This window comes from Mesorhizobium sp. M0139 (assembly GCF_040322455.1).
Lineage (GTDB): Bacteria > Pseudomonadota > Alphaproteobacteria > Rhizobiales > Rhizobiaceae > Mesorhizobium.
This window is the reverse complement of sequence record NZ_JAMYTN010000002.1, coordinates 95173-110192: the sequence shown is the minus strand read 5'-3', so window position 1 is coordinate 110192 and position 15020 is coordinate 95173. Positions and strand designations below refer to the sequence as shown.

General features: G+C 62.7%; 21 protein-coding genes. 13 read left to right on the top strand and 8 right to left on the bottom strand.

The features are described from left to right. Positions 1-138: 138 nt before the first annotated feature. The 3 genes from NKJ58_RS03025 to NKJ58_RS03015 are packed head-to-tail and all read right to left on the bottom strand — an operon-like array spanning position 139 to position 1555. Positions 139-747 (bottom strand): ATP-dependent Clp protease proteolytic subunit, encoded by a 609-nt coding sequence (locus tag NKJ58_RS03025; protein ID WP_023684630.1) that lies wholly within the window; start codon positions 745-747, stop codon positions 139-141. Between the two features lie 29 nt (positions 748-776). Further along, entirely contained in the window at positions 777-1244 is a 468-nt protein-coding gene (locus NKJ58_RS03020; protein ID WP_352518811.1) for an SRPBCC family protein, read from the bottom strand. After that, positions 1241-1555 carry an ArsR/SmtB family transcription factor gene (locus NKJ58_RS03015; protein WP_352518810.1) on the bottom strand — a complete coding sequence of 105 codons (315 nt, stop codon included), beginning with the start codon at positions 1553-1555 and terminating at the stop codon, positions 1241-1243. The genes NKJ58_RS03020 and NKJ58_RS03015 overlap by 4 nt, the downstream gene beginning before the upstream one ends. Positions 1556-1687: 132 nt before the next feature. On the opposite strand from NKJ58_RS03015, the gene NKJ58_RS03010 reads away from it, so the two are divergent. The 4 genes from NKJ58_RS03010 to NKJ58_RS02995 all read left to right on the top strand — a co-directional run bounded on the left by NKJ58_RS03010 (position 1688) and on the right by NKJ58_RS02995 (position 3718). Further along, positions 1688-2089, top strand: coding sequence for a hypothetical protein (locus NKJ58_RS03010; RefSeq protein ID WP_023706189.1), 402 nt, complete (start codon positions 1688-1690; stop codon positions 2087-2089). Between the two features lie 210 nt (positions 2090-2299). Next, positions 2300-2833, top strand: coding sequence for a single-stranded DNA-binding protein (gene ssb, locus NKJ58_RS03005; RefSeq protein ID WP_023670946.1), 534 nt, complete (start codon positions 2300-2302; stop codon positions 2831-2833). A 37-nt stretch (positions 2834-2870) separates the two neighbouring features. Then, complete coding sequence (locus NKJ58_RS03000; RefSeq protein ID WP_023752202.1) at positions 2871-3269, top strand: DUF2306 domain-containing protein; 399 nt, start codon at positions 2871-2873, stop codon at positions 3267-3269. Positions 3270-3292: 23 nt separating this feature from the next. Continuing rightward, positions 3293-3718 (top strand): OsmC family protein, encoded by a 426-nt coding sequence (locus NKJ58_RS02995; RefSeq protein WP_023706191.1) that lies wholly within the window; start codon positions 3293-3295, stop codon positions 3716-3718. 45 nt (positions 3719-3763) lie between these two features. On the opposite strand, the gene NKJ58_RS02990 is transcribed toward NKJ58_RS02995, so the two are convergent. From NKJ58_RS02990 to NKJ58_RS02980, 3 genes are all read right to left on the bottom strand, one after another. Next, positions 3764-4393 carry a MarC family protein gene (locus NKJ58_RS02990; protein ID WP_023670949.1) on the bottom strand — a complete coding sequence of 210 codons (630 nt, stop codon included), beginning with the start codon at positions 4391-4393 and terminating at the stop codon, positions 3764-3766. A gap of 106 nt (positions 4394-4499) precedes the next feature. Next, positions 4500-4877 carry a VOC family protein gene (locus NKJ58_RS02985; RefSeq protein WP_023700788.1) on the bottom strand — a complete coding sequence of 126 codons (378 nt, stop codon included), beginning with the start codon at positions 4875-4877 and terminating at the stop codon, positions 4500-4502. A gap of 33 nt (positions 4878-4910) precedes the next feature. Further along, complete coding sequence (locus NKJ58_RS02980; protein ID WP_352498232.1) at positions 4911-5447, bottom strand: hypothetical protein; 537 nt, start codon at positions 5445-5447, stop codon at positions 4911-4913. 87 nt (positions 5448-5534) lie between these two features. Here NKJ58_RS02980 and NKJ58_RS02975 point away from each other — a divergent pair, with 87 nt between their 5' ends. Together NKJ58_RS02975 and gyrA are read left to right on the top strand one after the other, a co-directional pair. Further along, positions 5535-6386: a helix-turn-helix transcriptional regulator gene (locus NKJ58_RS02975; RefSeq protein WP_352852769.1), complete on the top strand. Its 852-nt coding sequence runs from the start codon at positions 5535-5537 to the stop codon at positions 6384-6386. Between the two features lie 223 nt (positions 6387-6609). Then, a complete protein-coding gene (gene gyrA, locus NKJ58_RS02970; RefSeq protein WP_023696506.1) occupies positions 6610-9399 on the top strand; it encodes a DNA gyrase subunit A in 2790 nt (929 codons plus the stop codon). Between the two features lie 56 nt (positions 9400-9455). Here the strand turns inward: gyrA and NKJ58_RS02965 are convergent, their stop codons facing one another. Next, a complete protein-coding gene (locus tag NKJ58_RS02965) occupies positions 9456-9602 on the bottom strand; it encodes a hypothetical protein (RefSeq protein ID WP_023670953.1) in 147 nt (48 codons plus the stop codon). Between the two features lie 194 nt (positions 9603-9796). Here NKJ58_RS02965 and coaD point away from each other — a divergent pair, with 194 nt between their 5' ends. From coaD to tgt, 7 genes are all read left to right on the top strand, one after another. After that, positions 9797-10297: a pantetheine-phosphate adenylyltransferase gene (coaD, locus tag NKJ58_RS02960; RefSeq protein WP_023670954.1), complete on the top strand. Its 501-nt coding sequence runs from the start codon at positions 9797-9799 to the stop codon at positions 10295-10297. A gap of 168 nt (positions 10298-10465) precedes the next feature. Next, the gene (locus NKJ58_RS02955; RefSeq protein ID WP_352545852.1) at positions 10466-10960 is read left to right on the top strand and encodes a peptidylprolyl isomerase; all 495 of its coding nucleotides are present in this window, start codon (positions 10466-10468) and stop codon (positions 10958-10960) included. A gap of 44 nt (positions 10961-11004) precedes the next feature. Continuing rightward, positions 11005-11517 (top strand): peptidylprolyl isomerase, encoded by a 513-nt coding sequence (locus tag NKJ58_RS02950; RefSeq protein ID WP_023693397.1) that lies wholly within the window; start codon positions 11005-11007, stop codon positions 11515-11517. Between the two features lie 12 nt (positions 11518-11529). Next, positions 11530-11979 carry a DMT family transporter gene (locus NKJ58_RS02945; protein ID WP_352811771.1) on the top strand — a complete coding sequence of 150 codons (450 nt, stop codon included), beginning with the start codon at positions 11530-11532 and terminating at the stop codon, positions 11977-11979. Beyond that, positions 11979-13067 carry a tRNA preQ1(34) S-adenosylmethionine ribosyltransferase-isomerase QueA gene (queA, locus tag NKJ58_RS02940; protein ID WP_352768907.1) on the top strand — a complete coding sequence of 363 codons (1089 nt, stop codon included), beginning with the start codon at positions 11979-11981 and terminating at the stop codon, positions 13065-13067. Before NKJ58_RS02945 ends, queA begins: the two co-directional genes overlap by 1 nt. Continuing rightward, a complete protein-coding gene (locus tag NKJ58_RS02935; protein ID WP_023684641.1) occupies positions 13057-13326 on the top strand; it encodes a hypothetical protein in 270 nt (89 codons plus the stop codon). The genes queA and NKJ58_RS02935 overlap by 11 nt, the downstream gene beginning before the upstream one ends. Beyond that, the gene (gene tgt / locus NKJ58_RS02930) at positions 13319-14449 is read left to right on the top strand and encodes a tRNA guanosine(34) transglycosylase Tgt (protein WP_352669399.1); all 1131 of its coding nucleotides are present in this window, start codon (positions 13319-13321) and stop codon (positions 14447-14449) included. Before NKJ58_RS02935 ends, tgt begins: the two co-directional genes overlap by 8 nt. 6 nt (positions 14450-14455) lie before the next feature. Here tgt and NKJ58_RS02925 read toward each other — a convergent pair whose 3' ends face one another. Beyond that, positions 14456-14878: a DUF4864 domain-containing protein gene (locus NKJ58_RS02925; protein WP_023684643.1), complete on the bottom strand. Its 423-nt coding sequence runs from the start codon at positions 14876-14878 to the stop codon at positions 14456-14458. Between the last annotated feature and the right edge of the window lie 142 nt (positions 14879-15020).

Sequence of the window (15020 nt, the reverse complement as noted above, 5' to 3'; positions counted from 1 at the left end):
TCGCCGCCGTGATGGCAATGGCTATGGTCAGTCTGTTCAGGTGGTAGCGCATGGCAAGACTATAGTGCCGCGCTCAAGGCGAGGCCAGACCAGCAGCGTTGCAATTGAGGGAACACCGGCCTGAATTCAATCCGCCGATCAGGCCGCTGCCTGCTTGCGGGTGTCGAAGACGTGGTCGACCAGGCCCCAGTCCTTGGCTTCCTTCGCGGTCATGAAGAAATCGCGGTCAAGCGTGCGTTCGACCTCTTCGTGGGTGCGGCCGCAATGGTGAGCGTAGAGGTCGGCCATGTGCCGCTTGGTGCGCAAAATGCCTTCGGCGTGACGCTGGATGTCGGAGGCCTGGCCCTGGAAGCCGCCCAAAGGCTGATGCAGCACGATGCTGGCATTGGGCAGCGCGATGCGCCGCCCCGGCGTTCCCGCCATCAGCAGGAACGAGGCCATCGACGCGGCAAAGCCCATGCACACGGTCGACACCGGGCAGCTGACATATTGCATCGTGTCGTAGATGGCGAAGCCGCTGGTAACCACGCCGCCCGGCGAGTTGATGTAAAGCGAGATCTCCTTGTCGGGATTGTCCGATTCCAGCGACAGAAGCTGGGCGCAGACCAGCGCCGACATGCCGTCATTGATCTCGCCATTGACGAAGATGATGCGCTCGCGCAGCAGCCGCGAGAAAATGTCGAAGGCACGTTCGCCGCGGCTCGATTGCTCGATCACCATCGGCACCAGATTGGCAAAGCCGCTCATCTCATTGTCTCCGTTTTGATTTTTCCGGGTCAGGCAGCGCGCAGCAACAGGCGCGGCGCGTTGGCTGCGACTGGCGGCTTGGGCTTATATGCGTGCAGCGAGAGCAGGCAGCCGGCGCCGGCCATCGCGACCGCAGGCGTCAGGACAAACCCGTCATGGACGATGCGCAGATGCGTGCCGCCGGAAACGGTGCGGGCGAGTGTGAAGGTGACGATGCTCTCCAGCTCCTCGCGGTCGGCGTCGCCGGAACGCTCGCGCCAGGAATAGCGCAGCAGGCGCCCCGGTTCGGCATCGAGCACTTCGCACTCGATCGGCTTCTCAGGCCCGGCAAAGGCAAAGCGGCTGCCGGTTTCCGGCTTGATGTCGTTCGGCATCATCCATTCCGCCAAGAGGTCCGGCACGGTCAGTGCCCGCCACACTTTTTCCGGTGCGTCCGGCAGATCGCATTCGAAGGCGAGGGCATCTTTGGCGGTCTGCGTCTGCTTTTCGTCGGTCATTGGTCCATGTCCTTCAAAACGGCCTTCAGTCTTTCGATGCGCTCCGGCCAGAATGCGCGGTAGCGTTCGATCCAGCCGAGCAGCGGCTCGAGCCCTTGCGGATCGGCGCGATAGTAGGCGTTGCGGCCGGCGCGTCTTTCGCTGACCAGGCCTGCGCCGCGCAGCACGGCAAGGTGCTGCGACACCGCCGGCTGCGACACGCTCATGCCAGTGCGCAACTCCGACACGCTCATCTCGCCGGCGGTCAGCCGCTCGTAGACGGCGCGTCGCGTCGGGTCGGCCAGGGCGCGAAAAATCTCTGCTTCGATCATGGCAAAAGCATAAGTCGATACTTATCGATTTGGCAAGGGGTGTTTTGAATGCCCGTATTGATTGGATCCTGCCGGGCCTCTAAGCCGTGGGGAACAAGATGGGCCGATCATCGCGAGGCAGGAGTAGTATTTATGAATTCCAACGTCGATCTTTCGTCCGCCGAGAACCTCAACGAGGCTCTGAGGCTCTATCGCCGCCTCGTACTCGGTATAGGAGCGATCGCCGTCATCGGTTTCGTGGCCGTGATCTTGTTGGCCAAGCTGGGTACGGCGCTATCGCCGCCACACGGGATTTACATCTTCGGCGAAGGATTGGGGACCTGGGGCCTGATCGCGGTGGTAGCGGCGCTCGTCGCTCAGGTGTGGTGGCACGGGCGCGCGATCGGGAAATTGCTGAATGACCCGGCTCTGAAATCTGAACCTGCAGTCGGGCTGATGTCGGCGCCAACCGTGATCGCACAGCGCGCCCATGGCATGGGCATGGAGTGGAGCGGCTTTTTCGGTCCGTTGCGGCCAGCTAAAAAACGGCGCTGACGACACCGCTTCTCGCCCCTGCGTGTCAGCTAAATCCACGCGCCCGCGTCGGCGATTGCTGCCATTCCTTGACAATCCGTGGTTAACAGTATAGGAACGAAAAGGGAACAAAAACCTTGTGGGAAAAGCCAGCCGCGGCAAGCCAGGATTGTGCGCGGCCTGTAAGGTGAACGACTTGAAATTTGTTTCGGATGAGCACGGAGAAGTGTCATGGCGGGTAGCGTCAACAAGGTCATTCTGGTCGGTAACCTCGGCGCGGACCCTGAAATCCGCCGCCTGAATTCCGGTGATCCGGTCGTCAACATCCGCATCGCCACGTCGGAAAGCTGGCGCGACAAGAACTCCGGCGAGCGCAAGGAAAAGACCGAATGGCACAACGTGGTCATTTTCAATGACCAGATCGCCAAGGTCGCCGAGCAGTACCTGAAGAAGGGCATGAAGGTTTACGTCGAAGGCCAGCTGCAGACACGCAAATGGCAAGACCAGACCGGCGCCGACAAGTACACGACCGAAGTCGTGCTGCAGAAATTCCGCGGCGAGCTGCAGATGCTCGATTCTCGCGGCGAGGGCGGCGGTCAGGTCGGCAACTATGCCGGCGGCGGCGGCGCGAGCCGTGGCTCGGATTTCGGCCAGTCTGGCCCCAATGAGAGCTTCAACCGCGGCGGCAATAGCGGTGGCGGCGGTTCCAAGGGCGGCGGTGGCGGCGGCTCGTCGCGCGAACTGGACGACGAAATCCCGTTCTGAGCTGACGGTAGTTAGCGATATCTGAGGAGAGGGCGCGATGTCGCTCGGACCGCTTCTATCGGCGCGCCCTCCCATTCCATGGCACGCCTTCGCGGCCCTTGCCGCGCTGGCCATTGGCGCTACGCAACTGGCGCTGCCGAAAGGCACGACGCGTCATCGTGTCGTCGGCTATACTTGGGCGGCGCTGATGCTGGTCGTCGCCATCTCCAGTTTCTGGATCCAGCAGATACGCCTCGTCGGTCCGTTCAGCCCGATCCATCTCTTGTCGATTTTAGTGTTGATCGCCGTGCCGCTGGCGGTCTGGCACGCGCATATGCATCGGGTCGCGAAACATCGCAGGGTCATGATATCGCTGTATGTTTTCGCCCTGATCGGCGCCGGCGTGTTCACGCTGCTGCCGGGGCGGATCATGCACACGGTCGTCTTCGGCCAGTGACGCTTTCTGAAAGGAAGATTGCCGTGAAAGCACGGATTAAATGGGTCGAGGAGCGCACCTTCGTCGGCGAGTCCGGCAGCGGCCACAAACTGGTGCTGGGGACCGCCCCCGGGCCGGAAGGCAAGACGCCAGGTCCGAGCCCGATGGAGCTGGTGCTGATCGGCACCGGCGGCTGCTCGGCCTATGATGTCGTCCACATCCTCGAAAAAGGCCGCGAGGCGATCGAGGACTGTGTTGTAGAACTCGACGCCGACCGGGCCGAAACCGACCCCAAAGTCTTCACCCGCATCCACATGCATTTCATCGTCACGGGCCACGCGCTGTCGCGCGACAAGGTCCAGCGCGCCATCAACCTGTCGATCGAGAAATACTGCTCGGCCTCGGCCATGCTGGCCAAGACGGCTGTCATCACCCACGATTTCGAGGTCGTCGATACGGCGGTGGAGTAGGGAGCAGGGAGCAGGGAGCAGGGAGCAGGGAGCAGGGGCTGCCGTTCACCCCGCCATCAGCGCCTTGATCCCATCCGCGACGAACTGAACCGCAAGCGCGGCCAGGATGACGCCGAGCAGGCGGGTCAGGATCGAGCGGCCGGTCTGGCCGAGGATGCGGTCGATGCGCTCCGACAGCACGAACACCAGATAGGTGATGGCAAGGCAGACGAAGATGATGCCGACCAGCGCCGCTTGTGCTGCAAAACCCTGAAACGAGCCCGACAGTAGCACGGTCGCCGAAATCGCACCGGGGCCGGCGATCAGCGGGATCGCCAGCGGGAAGGCCGCGATGTTGTGGATCATGTCCTTGGTGATGGCGACGTCGCCGATCTTCTCCTTGCGGTCCTGGCGGCGCTCGAACACCATTTCGAACGCGATGAAGAACAGCAAAAACCCGCCGGCGACGCGGAAAGCCGGCAGCGTGATGCCGAACACCGACAGGATGGACGCCCCGGCCACCGCAAACAGCGCCATCACCAGGAAGCCGATGATCGAGGCGCGCACTGAAACCTGCTGACGTTCCTCGCGGTTCATGCCGCGTGTCACCGCGAGGAAGAGCGGCGCGAGACCTGGCGGGTCGATGGTCACCAGAATGGTGACGAAGGCGTTGAACAGGCTGTCGAAACTCGGCATCGCTGACCCCTCCCGCCGGGCCGGACCCCTGCGCCACGATAGTGGTAGAGCAAAGCCTGCCCGGTGGGAACCGTCTGAGATGCCGATACCGGAGACGCCGGCTATGTTAGGCGGCAGCGTTGCAATAGGCCTCCAGGCGATAGCCGTCGGGATCGACGATGAAGGCAGCGTAATAGTCCTCGCCATAGTCGGCGCGCAGGCCCGGCGCGCCATTGTCGCTGCCGCCTGCACGCAAGGCGGCGGCATGGAAGGCGACGACACTCTGCCTCGTCGGCGCGCTAAAGCAGAAATGCAGACCGAACTTCTCGTCCGATGGCACTGGCCGCTCCGCGTCGTTCACCCACAGCGCGACGGCTTGCGCACCATAACCCAGTGAGCCTGGCGACTGGCCGAGGCAAGAATAACCGAGCGGCTTTAGCGCGGCATCGTAGAAGGGCTTCGAAACGTTGGTGTCGCGGACGCCGATCGAGACATGGTCAAGCATGTTTTTTCACCTTTTTTGCAATATGTTGCGTCATCAGTCCTGGGCGACGCGGCGCGCCAGGAACTCGACTTCGAGACGCCATGTCTTGCCATCGTCGTGCGAACGCTCGCCGAGCCAGCGGAAGCTGTCCTTGGTGATGCGCGAAAAGCTCCAGCGGACCGAGGAACCAGTGCCGTCGGCGCCGACCTGCACAATCGTGTCGCCTTCGGCGCGACCAAGCTGGCGGCTGTAGTATTGGTTGCGCGGGTCGCTCCAGAAGATGTGCCAGGCATCCGAGCCGGGATCATAGGCCCGCAGCGTTGTGCCATAGAAAGTCCATTTGCCGAGAGAAGGCGAGGGGCCGGCATCCCGCGCGGGCAGGATCCATACATCCTGGATCGCCCTGCCTTCCAGGACCCAGCCGAAATGCACCTCGCCGCCTCCGGTGAGAACCGTGCCGTCCTCGAGATGGCGCGTGGCATCGAATGTCCAGGCGCCGACGAAGCGGCCGTAGAGATCAAGCTTTTCAGCCAGGCCGGGGTTGGGACCGTCGCTGTGGAGCGCTTCGGCAAAGGAGGATGTACCGATCATACTTGCTGCCTTCGTTATGTCAGGAGGCTGCAAGCGATAGGCCCCGACCGGGTGTCGCGCTTGGGAAAAATTGCTATCTTTCAAGCCATGACGACGAGCGAACAAAACCTGGCATCGGGGCAGGGCTGGCATGTGTCCGACGTGCTGTGCACGGCCGGCGCCGGCGACCGCCCGTTCGAGGAGGCGCACGACACCTTCTGCGTTGCCGCTGTCACCAGCGGCACCTTCCGCTACCGCACCAGGCAAGGCGCCGCCATGCTGGCGCCGGGCGCGATCCTGCTCGGCAATGTCGGCGCCTGCTATGAATGCGGGCATGAGCATGGCGCCGGCGACCGTTGCCTGTCCTTCCACTTCGCTCCGGCCTATCTCGACCGCATCGCCAGCGACGTGCCCGGCGCGAGCAAGCTCGCCTTCGGCGTGCCGCATATGCCGCCTTTGCCGGCGCTCGCATCGCTGCTGGCCGAGGCGGAAGCGGCGCGCGAGATGGTCGACATCGACGCCTTTGAGGAGCTTGGCCTGCGAATTGCCGGCGCAGCACTGGCAGTTGCCGGCGCAGCACTGCCCGTCGCCAGCGATGCGGTGCCTGGCGTTCGACCGCCGAGCCGCCGCGACCAGAAACGGGTTGCCGAGGCGGTGCGGCAGATCGAGCTCAATGCCGACAGGCCGGTCTCGCTTTCCGAGCTTGCCTGCGCGACGGCGACCAGCCCGTATCATTTCCTGCGCACCTTCCGGCAGGTCGCAGGCATGACGCCCTATCAGTTTCTGCTGAGAACCCGGCTGCACCGCGCGGCGGTGCGGCTGCGCATGTCAGGCGATGCCATCTCGGCAATCGCCTTCGAGGTCGGTTTCAACGATTTGTCGACGTTCAACCGCCGTTTCCGGCGCGTCATGGGTGAGACGCCTGGCCACTATCGCTCCCGGCGGGTGGCTACCCGCTGACGCGTCTGTCTGCCTCCAGATACGCTCTTGACTTGGAAAACTGTCCTTCGCAGGCTTTTGCCCCTGGCGGCGGCGAATGCGTTATGGCCAAATCGTCGCAATCAGAGGTATCCATTTGAATTTACCACTGAAATTGTCGTTGGAAAAGCAACACGAATATTGGAGTTTCGGCCGTGCTTCCTATATAAGCGGTCAATGATTCCTGATTAGATTGTGATCCGATTTGACCGACCAAAAACCCCCGCGCGGCGCCGACGGCGGCCCCACCGGCATCGAGCCCATCTCCATCATCGAGGAGATGCAGAGCTCCTACCTCTCTTATGCCATGAGCGTGATCGTCAGCCGTGCGCTGCCCGATGTGCGCGACGGCCTGAAGCCGGTGCACCGCCGCATTCTCTATGCGGCGCATGAGAGCGGTTACCACTGGAACCGCAAATATGTGAAGTCGGCCCGCCCGGTCGCCGACGTGATGGGTAAATACCATCCGCATGGCGACGCCTCGATCTACGACGCCTTGGTGCGCATGGCGCAGGACTGGTCGCTGCGCGTTCCGCTGATCGACGGGCAGGGTAATTTCGGCTCCATCGACGGCGATCCGCCGGCGGCGATGCGCTACACCGAATCGCGGCTGACCAAGGTCGCACATGAACTCTTGGAGGACATCGACAAGGAAACCGTCGATTTCCAGGAGACTTATGACGCATCCGACACCGAACCGAAGGTGCTGCCGGCCCGCTTCCCCAATCTTCTGGTCAACGGTTCCGGCGGCATCGCCGTCGGCATGGCCACCAACATCCCGCCGCACAATCTGGCCGAGATCTGCAACGGCGCCATCGCCATCATCGACAATCCGGCGATCGATTTGCCGGCGCTGATGGAGATCATTCCGGGTCCCGATTTCCCGACCGGCGGCATCGTGCTCGGCCGTTCCGGCATCTACAGCGCCTATGCGACGGGCCGTGGCTCCATCGTCATGCGCGGCAAGGTCAATGTCGAACAGCGCGGCAACGACCGTGAATCGATCATCATCACGGAAGTCCCGTACCAGGTGAACAAGGCCTCGATGATCGAGAAAATGGCCGAGCTGGTGCGCGACAAGCGCATCGAAGGCATTTCCGACATTCGCGACGAAAGCGACCGCCAGGGCTACCGCGTCGTCATCGAGCTGAAGCGCGACGCTGTCGCCGACGTCATTCTCAACCAGCTTTACCGCTTCACGCCGCTGCAGACCTCCTTCGGCGCCAATATGGTGGCGCTGAACGGCGGCAAGCCGGAAGTGATGAACCTGACCGACATGCTGAAGGCGTTTGTCAGCTTCCGCGAAGAGGTGATTAGCCGGCGCACGAAATTCCTGCTGCGCAAGGCGCGCGACCGCGCCCACGTGCTGGTCGGCCTCGCCATAGCCGTCGCCAACATCGACGAAGTGATCAAGCTGATCCGCACCGCGCCCGATCCGCAGACGGCGCGCGAGCAGTTGATGGAGCGGCGCTGGCCCTCCGGGGACGTGGAGTCATTGATTCTGCTTATCGACGATCCGCGCCATCGCATCAATGAGGATGGCACCTACAACCTCTCCGAGGAACAGGCGCGCGCAATCCTCGAACTGCGCCTGCAGCGCCTGACCGCGCTCGGCCGTGACGAAATCGCCGACGAGCTGAACACCATCGGCGACGAGATCAAGGATTACCTCGACATTCTGTCGTCCCGCGCCCGCATCCAACAGATCGTCAAGGACGAGCTTGCCGCCGTGCGCGACGAGTTCGGCACGCCGCGCCGCACCGAGCTCACCGACGGCGGCGCCGACATGGAAGACGAGGACCTGATCCAGCGCGAGGACATGGTCGTCACCGTCAGCCATTCCGGCTACATCAAGCGCGTGCCGCTGTCGCTCTACCGGGCGCAACGCCGCGGCGGCAAGGGCCGCTCCGGCATGTCGACCAAGGAAGAGGATTTCGTCACCCGGCTGTTTGTGGCCAACACGCATACGCCGGTGCTGTTCTTCTCCTCGCGCGGCATCGTCTACAAGGAAAAGGTCTGGCGGCTGCCAATCGGCAATCCGCAGTCGCGCGGCAAGGCGCTGATCAACATGCTGCCGCTGGAGCAGGGCGAGCGCATCACCACCATCATGCCGCTGCCCGAGGACGAGACCAGCTGGGGCGAACTCGACGTCATGTTCGCCACCACGCGCGGCACCGTGCGCCGCAACAAGCTGTCCGAATTCGTCCAGGTCAACCGCAACGGCAAGATCGCCATGAAGCTGGAGGAGGAGGGCGACGAGATCCTCGGCGTCGAGACCTGCACAGACAATGACGATGTGCTTTTGACCGCCAGCTCCGGCCAGTGCATCCGCTTCCGCGTTGGCGATGTGCGCGTCTTCCAGAGCCGCAATTCGGTCGGCGTGCGCGGCATAAGCATGGCCGAGACCGACCGCATCATCTCCATGTCGGTGATCGAGCATGTCGATGCTTCACCGGCGGAACGCTCCGCCTACCTCAAGCGGGCAGCACTGGAGCGGCGGCTTGCCGCCGAGGTGACCGGCGAGGAAGAAGAGATTGCACTCACCAATGAGGAGATTGGCGAGGAGACCGAGCTTTCCGACAGCCGTTACGAAGAGCTCAAGGCGCATGAGCAGTATGTGCTGACGGTGACCGAATATGGCTACGGCAAGCGCTCGTCATCCTACGATTTCCGCCTGACCGGACGCGGCGGCAAAGGCATCCGCGCCACCGACGTGTCGAAGGTGGCCGAGATCGGCCAGCTGGTGGCGACTTTCCCGGTCGGCAATGACGACCAGATCATGCTGGTTTCGGATGGCGGCACGGTCATCCGGGTGCCGGTCAACGGTATCCGTTTCGCCAGCCGCGCCACCAAGGGCGTGACCATCTTCAACACCGCCGAAGGCGAGAAGGTGGTTTCGGTCGAACGGATTTCGGAGCCGCAGGCCGACGAGGATGTCGAAGAGGGTGTCATTGAGGCCGGCGCCGGAGATGCCGTACCGGACAGCACCGAATAGGTTTGAGCAACAACGCCGGCCCGATGGGCCGGCGCAAACAAGAAACTAGCAATAAATCAGGGGCGACGGTGGGGCCAGCGAGCGCCGAAACCTTCGAACCGCTTTGTGCGGACACGGACGCGCTCTGCCTCGCTATGCAATCCGAATGCGGTGGCGATCAGCATGGCGACGGTCATTGCGGTGGCGAGCATGTAGATCAGCATGTGCGTGTTCTCCTGCGCCTATCCAACGGTTAGATCGGGTTTTGGTTTCATCTTCCGAAGTGCAAACTAGCGAACGCGGCGTGAAGTCTTCGTGATCAAGGCATTCATCTGTCGTTCATGTCTGCGAAAAGGTTCACGCAGATGTTCCCAATCGCATTTGCCTTCCGCCCAATGCCCCGCTAGAAGCACCTCCCATGACCGATCGCATCGCCCTTTATGCCGGCTCCTTCGACCCGCTGACCAACGGCCATCTCGATGTGCTGAAGGCATCGCTGGCTGTCGCCGACACGGTTTATGCGGCGATCGGCACCCACCCCGGCAAGACGCCGCTGTTTTCCTTCGACGAACGGGTGAAGCTGATCGAGGCCGCGACCAAGGCCGAATTTGGCCGCGACGGCGACCGTATCAAGGTCGTCGCCTTTGACGGGCTGGTCATCGACGCGGCCCGCAAGCATGGCGCCTCGATCATGATCCGCGGCCTGCGCGACGGCACCGATCTCGATTACGAGATGCAGATGGCCGGCATGAACGAGACCATGGCGCCGGAACTGCAGACGGTTTTTCTGCCCGCCAGTCCATCGGTACGCACCATTACCGCCACACTTGTGCGCCAGATAGCCTCGATGGGCGGAGACATCCGTCCCTTCGTACCGGCCGCCGTTGCCGGCGCGCTCACCGCCAAATTCGCGAAATAGTGCATGTCGCCCAAAAGTGGATGCCGGTTTTGGGGCAACGACATGCACCCTAACAAAGACCTTCGGAGATCCCTTATGCAGCTGAAAAAGCTCGCCTCGTTCCTCGTCGTGCTTGCCGGTCTCGTGACCGCATCCGTTTCGGCCTTCGCCGCCGAACCGGAAAACACCATGGTCATCACCTTGAAGAACGGCGACGTCACCGTCGCGCTACGCCCCGACCTGGCACCCAAGCATGTCGCCCAGATCAAGAAGCTGGTGCGCGAAGGCGCTTATAACGATGTCGCATTCCACCGCGTCATCAACGGCTTTATGGCGCAGACCGGCGACGTCAAGTTCGGCAACATGAAGAAGGGGTTCAGCCCCGAGGCCGTCGGCACCGGCGGTTCAGACCTGCCCGACCTGCCGGCGGAATTCTCGCAGAGCGAACATTTTAAGCGCGGCACGCTCGGCATGGCCCGTTCGCAGGACCCGAACTCCGCCAATTCGCAGTTCTTCATCATGTTCGCGCCGGCGCCGAACCTCGATGGCCAGTACACCATCGTCGGCAATGTCGTCAGCGGCATCGAACTGGTGGACAAGATCAAGAAGGGTGACGAGGCCGACAACGGCACGGTCAGTGAGCCCGACCGCATGATCAAGGTACGCATCGCCGCCGACAAGTAACCTATCAAATCAATCTGTTTTTCTGAGATAAAAGGATATCCGACATGGCTGAGATCAAGGACCGCGAAAACGCGCTCATCCTGGAAACGACCAAGGGCAAGGTCGTCATCGAACTGTTTCCCGACCTGGCTCCCGGCCACGTCGCCCGCATCAAGGAACTGGCGCGTGAAGGCGCCTATGATGGCGTGGTCTTCCACCGCGTCATCGAAGGCTTCATGGCGCAGACCGGCGACGTGAAGTTCGGCAATTCGTCGAAGCCGACCTTCGCGCCGTCGCGTGCGGGCATGGGCGGCTCGGAAAAGCCGGACCTGAAGGCTGAATTCTCCAACGCCAACCATGGCCGCGGTACCTGCTCGATGGCACGTTCGCAGAACCCGAACTCGGCCAATTCGCAGTTCTTCATCTGCTTCGACGATGCCGCCTTCCTCAACCGCCAGTACACGGTCTGGGGCCAGGTCATCGAAGGCATGGACAATGTCGACAAGATCAAGCGCGGCGAGCCGGTGGTCGATCCCGACAAGATCGTGTCGCTGAAGGTCGCGGCCGACGTCAGGTAAGGACAAACGACGATGATGGGCATGGTCTGGTCGCTGCTCGGCATCCTGTCCGGCGCCTTCATCGCCTTTCAGGCACCGATCAACTCGCAGCTGGCGCGCGGCCTGGGGCTCCCGGTCGCGGCTGCTGCCTTCTCGTTCCTGTCGGGCGCGATCGTGCTTGGTATCATCTCCATTGCCGTTGTGCGGCTGCAGGACATCTCGCTCGACTGGAAGGCGCCGGCACCTTGGCTGTTCATCGCCGGCGGCATGCTCGGCGGTTTCTATGTCACCCTGTCGACCATTCTTACGCCGCGCATCGGTGCAGCCGCGTTGATGGCGTTCCTGGTTGCCGGCCAGCTCTTCGCCGGCATGCTGATCGACCGCGTCGGCTTCCTCGGCGTGGCGGTGCGCGAGATTTCGCTCGGCCGCATCGCGGGCGCGGTGCTGCTGTTGGCCGGAGCGCTGCTCGTCCGGCTCTACTGATGCGCGTCGACCTCTTCGACTTCGACCTGCCTGAGGAGCGCATCGCGCTTCGCCCGGCCGAGCCGCGCGACAGCGCCAGAATGCTGGTGGTCAGGCCGGGCGAGGGTCTTTCGGATCGCACGGTTGGCGACCTGCCGTCCTTGCTCAGGGCTGGCGATGTTCTGGTCTTCAACGACACCAAGGTCATTCCTGCCCAGTTAAGAGGCATCAGGCGGCGCGGCGAAGCGCAGGCGCAGGTCGACGCCACGCTGCATATGCGCATGGCGCCTGACCGCTGGCTGGCCTTCATGCGGCCGGGCAAGCGCGTCGCTGCCGGCGACCGCATCCATTTCGGCCATGACGGCAATTCCTGTTTTCTCGGCCAACTCGACGCCACGGTGATCGAGAAGGGCGACGCCGGCGAGGCGTTGCTCGGCTTCGACCTCTCCGGCCCATTTCTCGACGAAGCGCTGCGCGCCGTCGGCCACATCCCGCTGCCCCCCTATATCGCCTCCAAGCGCGACGACGACGCACGCGACCTGACGGATTACCAGACAATCTATGCCAAGGAGGAGGGCGCAGTCGCTGCCCCCACCGCAGGCCTGCATTTTACGCCGGAGCTGTTTGCCGCGCTGGATGCAAAAGGCATCGAACGCCGCTTCGTCACCTTGCATGTCGGCGCCGGCACCTTCCTGCCGGTCAAGGCGGACGACACCGCTGACCACAAGATGCATGCCGAGACCGGCTCGGTCAGCGAAGCAACAGCCGACGCTCTGAATGGCGCCAAGGCGCGGGGCGGGCGCATCATCGCTGTCGGCACGACCTCGCTGCGCCTGCTGGAGAGCGCGGCACGGCCTGATGGCTCGCTGACCGCCTGGTCCGGCCCGACCGACATCTTCATCACGCCGGGCTATCGGTTCAAGACCGCCGACCTGCTGATGACCAATTTCCATCTGCCGCGTTCGACGCTGTTCATGCTGGTTTCGGCCTTCAGCGGCCTAGATACGATGCGTGCGGCCTATGCTCATGCCATCGGGAACGATTACAGGTTCTATTCCTACGGAGATGCAAGCCTGCTTTATCGAGCGGAGATGAGCGATGGACGATGACCTGCAGGCCTTTGATCGCGAAAGCCTGATCGCCGAAGTGAAGAAATTGCGTGCCGGCATTCGCCAGCACCGAGATTCTACCGGCCATGATTTATGCTGGCATCATCCCAACCTGTGGGACCTGCTGCCGGAAAAGACCGATCCATCGATTGCCGTGCCGCCATGGCCGAAATTCATGCGCGGCTGCATCCAATACCGCCAGTCGCTCGACAGGCAGGCGCCAGGCGCGCCTGTCCATGACAAGGAATTCAATGGCTGAGACATTCACCTTCAAGATCCTCGCCACCGACGGCAAGGCGCGGCGCGGTTCCATCACCATGCCGCGCGGCGAAATCCGCACGCCGGCCTTCATGCCGGTCGGCACCGGCGGCACGGTCAAGGCCATGTATATGGACCAGGTGCGCGGCGTCGGCGCCGACATCATCCTGGGCAATACCTATCATCTGATGCTGCGCCCCGGCGCCGAGCGCGTGGCGCGGCTTGGTGGGTTGCATGAATTCGCCCGCTGGCCGCAGCCGATCCTGACCGACAGTGGCGGTTTTCAGGTCATGTCGCTGTCGAAGCTCAGAAAATTGACCGAGAAGGGCGTCACCTTTCGCTCGCACATTGACGGCGCTGCCTACGAGATGTCGCCGGAGCGCTCGATCGAGATCCAGGGCCTGCTCGATTCCGACATCCAGATGCAGCTCGACGAATGCACAGCGCTGCCGGCCGACCTCAAGCAGATCGAGCGCGCGATGGAGCTGTCGCTGCGCTGGGCCGAGCGCTGCAAGACAGCGTTCGGCGATCAGCCCGGCAAGGCGATGTTCGGCATCGTCCAGGGTGGCGACAACGCAGCTCTCAGGGTGCGTTCGGCGCAGGCGCTGAGCGCGATGGAGCTGAAGGGCTATGCGGTCGGCGGCCTGGCCGTCGGCGAACCGCAAGCGGTGATGCTGGATATGCTGGAGATCACCTGTCCGGAATTGCCTGACGACAAGCCTCGATATCTCATGGGCGTCGGCACGCCGGACGACATCGTGAAATCGGTGGCGCGCGGCATCGACATGTTCGACTGCGTCATGCCGACCCGCGCCGGCCGCCATGGCCTGGCTTATACCAGGCGCGGCAAGGTCAATCTCAGGAATGCCCGCCACGCGGACGATCCGCGGCCGCTGGATGAGGAGAGCGACTGCCCGGCCGCGCGCGACTACTCACGCGCCTATCTGCACCATCTCGTGCGCTCGCAAGAGGCGCTGGGGGCGATGCTTCTGACCTGGAACAACCTGTCCTACTATCAGAAGCTGATGCAGGACATTCGCGCCGCGATCGAGGCAAAGGCCTTCGAGGCGCGCACATCAGACATTTCAGAGGGATGGGCGAGGGGCGATATTCCGGTGCTATAAGCACATCTAGGTGCTGAGCGAATTCGCTGCGCGCAAGCTGCAGCCGGTGATTTGAAAGCTGCCGTCGGGCTGCTGTTCCAGCGTGTAGACCGCCTCATAGTCCTTGCCGTCGGGTCCGACGATCAGCACTTGCTGGATTAGCGAAGTTGGCCCCATCTGCTCGACCTTGCCGAAGGAATAGCTCTGCGGCTGGCGCACCGGCGGATAGCCGTTGGTCACCATGTTCATGAAGGTGTCGACGGTCGGAAAGATGCGCTTCACATTTGGAGCGGCGAAACTGTACGCCTTGGCGCCATCATTGGCGATGAGCGCCTTCAACTGACCATCGATGACGGCCTGGCCGGCCTTGACTTCGGCGTCGCCGGCAAGGGCTGCCGACACGAACAACGCGAACAGCAATGAAACAACTGCGAATGCGGTGCGGCGCATGGCCTGTCTCCATTGTCCCCCAACAAAACCTGTCCCGGGACGCATCATACCATACGGTTTGCGGAGCCTCACGGTTTCAGCAACCGCAATATTCGCCACGCAAGTGCCACATGATCATGCTTAAGCCTCCTTTAACGCGGGG